The sequence below is a fragment of the Moorena sp. SIO2C4 genome (assembly GCF_010672485.1).
GTDB lineage: Bacteria > Cyanobacteriota > Cyanobacteriia > Cyanobacteriales > Coleofasciculaceae > Moorena > Moorena producens.
Window position 1 is genome coordinate 1 of the sequence record NZ_JAAHGN010000553.1, and the last position, 4,907, is coordinate 4,907.

At 41.3% G+C, this 4,907-nt stretch carries 4 protein-coding genes; all 4 read right to left on the reverse strand.

Annotated elements, in window-relative coordinates:
• Positions 1-226: 226 nt before the first annotated feature.
• Positions 227-1,096, reverse strand: coding sequence for a hypothetical protein (locus tag F6K20_RS24205; RefSeq protein WP_008188126.1), 870 nt, complete (start codon positions 1,094-1,096; stop codon positions 227-229).
• A 166-nt stretch (positions 1,097-1,262) separates the two neighbouring features.
• On the reverse strand, positions 1,263-1,640 hold the full coding sequence (locus F6K20_RS24210; RefSeq protein ID WP_008188125.1) for a DUF3326 domain-containing protein: 378 nt from the start codon (positions 1,638-1,640) through the stop codon (positions 1,263-1,265).
• A gap of 511 nt (positions 1,641-2,151) precedes the next feature.
• Entirely contained in the window at positions 2,152-2,958 is an 807-nt protein-coding gene (locus tag F6K20_RS24215; protein WP_287296318.1) for an aldo/keto reductase, read from the reverse strand.
• Between the two features lie 302 nt (positions 2,959-3,260).
• Positions 3,261-4,538, reverse strand: coding sequence for a lipid-A-disaccharide synthase-related protein (locus F6K20_RS24220; protein ID WP_008188123.1), 1,278 nt, complete (start codon positions 4,536-4,538; stop codon positions 3,261-3,263).
• Between the last annotated feature and the right edge of the window lie 369 nt (positions 4,539-4,907).

Consider the following 4,907-nt stretch of genomic DNA (forward strand, 5'->3'; position numbering starts at 1 on the left):
GGGTGTATATCATGTCTGTCATCCCATAATAGTTAATCAAGCGGTAAGCAGCAGCAAGATCTACACGTAACTGTCGTTCTTCTTGGGAATAAAAGGTAGTTATGGAATTATTTATATTAGAGTTTTTTGTATTTACACTCATATTTACATTTTTTTAAGTTTTACTCAAATCAGTCTTAAAAGTAAACAGGAAGTATACGAACTTTAATTAATCTTAAACTTACTATTAAACGAATTTACTTTTATAAATTAAATCACCATCCTTAAGGTCAGTTAATTTATAACCAAAGGAAGTTAAAGTATCATCGCCTTTCGATTTGATCAGGGAGTATAGACCATCAAGAAATATTTTAGAGTAGCGGGCTTGGGAATCGACAAAACGCATTGTATATGCCATTCTCGATGGTAATTTTCCCTCCAGGAGGGGGACACTTCTATGCCAAACAAATTTGTCTAGTAGAAGGGCATCACCCACTTCAAAGTTATCTTCTACTTTATTTGTATCTAAAACCATCTCTTCAACTTTAGAAGCATAGAAAAACTCAAAATAATTAAACTCTTCGGTTTGACAAAATTCTGCAAAATCTTTGTGTTGTATTAGTTCGTACCGGAGGGCATAGTACCCAGAGGTTGGATAAGCCTTTCGTGGTACATATGCCATGCCTCCATGTTGCTCTTTCGTATTAATTGGAACTAGTGGTATCCATAGGGAATATCCTAAATCCTCTGGTTTAATGAAGTTGAAGCTAACAAGATCGAGATGAAAATGAAATCCTTTTCTGTTTGGTTTTAATTCAAATCCCACACCTTGGGTGAAGATTAATTCATTTTCGATTAATGGCTTGAAGGTGTTTTTAAAGTTTTCTTCAGAATAGATCTGGTGGGTGACAGCATTTTCTAGGTCATAGCCTACTCTGGAAAAATCGCCACTGTAAGATTCGGGAACTTTTTTTACTTGATTGGATTCGGCAGTTAGATACCGTAATTTATCGATTGCTTCATCCGTAAACAGTTTTTTTAGTTTGATAAACCCATTCTCAGCAAAAGAGTTTTTTTCTTCTGGGGATATAGTGATTTTGTTGACTAGCAAAGACATAAGCTTTTAAGAATTTAGGATGTAGGATTTAGCATAAGTTAGAGCTCTAAACAAATTTACTCTTAGAGATTAAATCACCCTCTTTCAGATCGGTATTACCCAGTAGTAACTGACAAATCAGATTCCCTTCCAGATAAAGCACATTATCCTGACCGAAATAGATATCCTACGCTGTAACGGCATTGGGATTTGTCACCAGATAGTCACAAGCGGAGGCTAACAGATTGGTACTAGGAGTCGCATCTCCGGCAAAACCACCAATTTCTGCTCTGACTCCGGTGGGAATAATACTAACTGCGACAAATGGTTGGTTAGAAACCCGTTGACGAATATTAATATCAAGTAAAGATGACCAAACCGGCTTTCTGTCTGTATCAATGAAGCTGGATTCAAAGGTGAGAGTATCTCCTTCAACCTTGGTTAAAATCAAGCGAATGGGAACACCTGGTAAGGGAAGCTCAGCAATTTTTTGGGAAATTTCTCTCCAGGTGCGCTGTGGGGGAGGGCATTTAATTTCAAAATCTTTGGTATAGACTTGAGCCATTCTCTATATTTACTTATCTAACAACTGATTCAGTCAACCGGATGAATTTTACACTAATCATCGTCTGGCTTATGAGCTAACAACTCAGTAGGTCTAATCCCCATTGATTCAGCAAGGCTAAAAACTAGGGGTAATCCATGTTTGAGCGTTCATTTCCTTGCCTCCTAAGTTTTCCACTTAGCCAGTGTATCGTAAGAATTACTTTTCATGAGAGAAAAATTTGTTAATTTTTGTAACAAAACCAGAGCAGACCGGGGTGCATCCCAGTTTTGATAAGGGTTTCGTCAATTTTTATTCCCTGCTGCTGCGAATTTGCCCGATCCAAAGTTCCCGACTTCTGCAAGCATTTTATTATATCATGTTAAGATAATAATTTTAAAAAAATAGCTTCCTTTTCGTAGGTAATCTCCCTCCTAATTCCCTGTTCTCTGTTCTCTGTTCCCTGTTCCCTGTTCCCTGTTCCCTATTACCTACTATTTATAAGTCTTCAACCGCAGATGATATTAACTAATTAAGGCCATTTATTATCGAAGCTATCCTGGCCGGTTCCATAAATTAGATCGCCATAGGTTTGCCAATGGTTTACTTCCTGAAGAGATAACTCAGGAGATTGCAAAATCCTGAGATTTTCAACTAATTCAGATTCGGTTTTAGGTGCAGTGAGGACTAAGCGAATCGCTGGTTGGCGCAGTACCATGCGATAACAGTCAGCAGCACTTGGAGCTGGATTTTTCCAGTCTTTATGCCCTTGCAACAGCGAACCCCAACGAGTGGCAGTAAAGCCAACTACTGGAATGTCGGCTTTGAGCGCAGCAGGAAACACCTCTACTTCCGCTTTGCGATGGGCCATGTTGTAACGATGCATCAGCACGTCACAGGATTGCTTTCTCAATAATTCCACGGCTAATTTGCGGTTATGGGTTGTTGCGCCAACATAGCGGATTAATCCTTCAGTTTTCCAGGTATGGATCTGGTTTAAGGCTACTGCAACCTGGTGGAGATCATCTTTAGGGGAGATATATTCCAAAAAGAACACATCTATTGTATCCACATCAAGCAAAGAACGAACTTGGTCGAAATATTCGCGCAGTTGGTTAAGATCGCGACTGTTACTGCCCGTGGAAACTACCACTTGATCTCGTTGAGCTGCCAGAATAGGCTTTAGTCCTTCTAGGAAACTGGTGTAATTCAGGTTGTAAAAAAAGAAGTAATTGATTCCAGCCTCGTAAGCAATCTCTACACAAGTTTTATCCATTGGGTTTTTAGCTCCCAGACCCAAAATCCTGACAGTATTACCACTCAAAGTTTTAATATCCATCGCAATATATAACCTTTATACTTGTTTTTAATGTGTGGAAATTGTAGTTTGAATAGGACTGTTAAAACAGCCCTATATATGCTAGATATAATGGGTGCATCTCACTTTTGCTGTTTGATCCGGTGGTGCGTTACGGGGCGGGCTGTCCCAACCAGGCGCAAAGAGGCGGAAAATGATGGCTAGCCCTTCCCTAACGCACCCTACGCAAAATTTATAAATATGAGATGCACCCGATATAATAGACATCTGAGATGTCTAATTTATAATTCATAATTCATAATTCATAATTCATAATTCATAATTCATAATTCATAATTCATCTTTTCCATCAAACACTTAGCAATCCTAGCTGCTGCCCCTGGTTGACCAAGGCGTCGCTGACCATTTTCTGCTATTAGCTGTAACTTGTCGGGGTTATGGAATAACTCTTTCGCTATACTTGCTACCAATTCTGGTTGCTGTGCTATTACTAACGATGGACCTAACAAGCGAGTTTGGGCTTCGGCAAAAGCAGGGGTATATTGGGGACCAACTCCTGGCATGGCAATGGCTGGTTTTCCTAACCCGACAAATTGCTCTGTGGCTGTGCCTGCCATGGCGATACAGAAATCCCCTTGGAGCAGGCAGAGGTTATAGTCGTTCTGGGTTAAAATCAGTGTGCCATTTTGCTTGGTAAAAGCCAAAGCCTGTTTGTCTTTGAGCTGGAGATTGAATGGATCGGATGGCAAGGTGACCTCAGTCCAACTATGAGCGACTAAAACCTCCCGTAAAGGATCTTGGCTTAATCCTGGAGCAATGGCAGCGAGAAATAAAAGCGATCGCGAAGCAAAAGTATCCAGTAACCCTGATGCTGCCAAGATGATTTGATGCCAATTGTGATCAGCCTCCGGTATTCTGGAACCGGGTAGTAACGTAATAGTTAGGGTACGCTTAGTTTCGTTTAATTCTGCATCTTTGTCATAAACCATTGGTGCTGGATAGTCTGGATAAATCCCATCCATCATCGGATTACCCAGATCAAAAGCTGGGATAGACCACTGCTTTAAGATCTGTGTAGTCAGGGTATCTCTAGGAAAAACCCCTAAACAACGGCGATTAGACATCAGCCAACGCTCCCAAGGCAAATAAACCGAACCTGACCACCCTTCCCAACGGGGTCGATTGGGTAACCATCCCGATTCATCCCGCAAATAGTATTCCGATTTGGCAGTACCAACAAAGCCATAGGGTAAACCACTCCACCAGGCAAACAACAGTGGTACGATATCTCCTACTGCTAGGATAAAGTCCCCTGATTTAGCCCAACGGCGAATTGCTTTTAATTGAGACCAAATCAATTGCACTAAGCCTCCCTGCACATCACGCCACACTTGCTGTTGGGACATATAGATAAATCCACCCGATGGCATCTGCTCAACGGAGCCGATAATGGGGATATCTAATGGGAGATAAGCCTTTCCTTCCCCAACTAAGGGTAAGGCGGCTAGTTCTGGACAAGTAGAATAATGTTGCAATTCCTGTAGAATTTGGACAGCAATCACATCCTCTCCATGACCATTGCTCAGGCATAGTAAACGCATGGTTAGTCGGGTTTTAATATAACTAGGACTTTCGTCGGTTGAAGGTTTAAAGTTGAAGGTTGAAGGTTGAAGATTGAAGGTTCAAGGTTGAAGGTTTAAGGTTCGAGGTTGAAGGTTTAAGGTTTAAGATTGAAGGTTCGAGGTTGAAGGTTTAAGGTTGAAGGTTTAAGGTTGAAGGTTCGAGGTTGAAGGTTCGAGGTTGAAGGTTCGAGGTTGAAGACAAGAATGTATAGCGGTTCTGATAGTAATGAGGTAAACAAGATTTTTTCCCGATTCCCGATTCCCGACTCCCGATTCCCGATTCCCGACTCCCGATTCCCGATTCCCGATTCCCGAGTCCCGATTCCCGACTCCCGACTCCCGATTCCC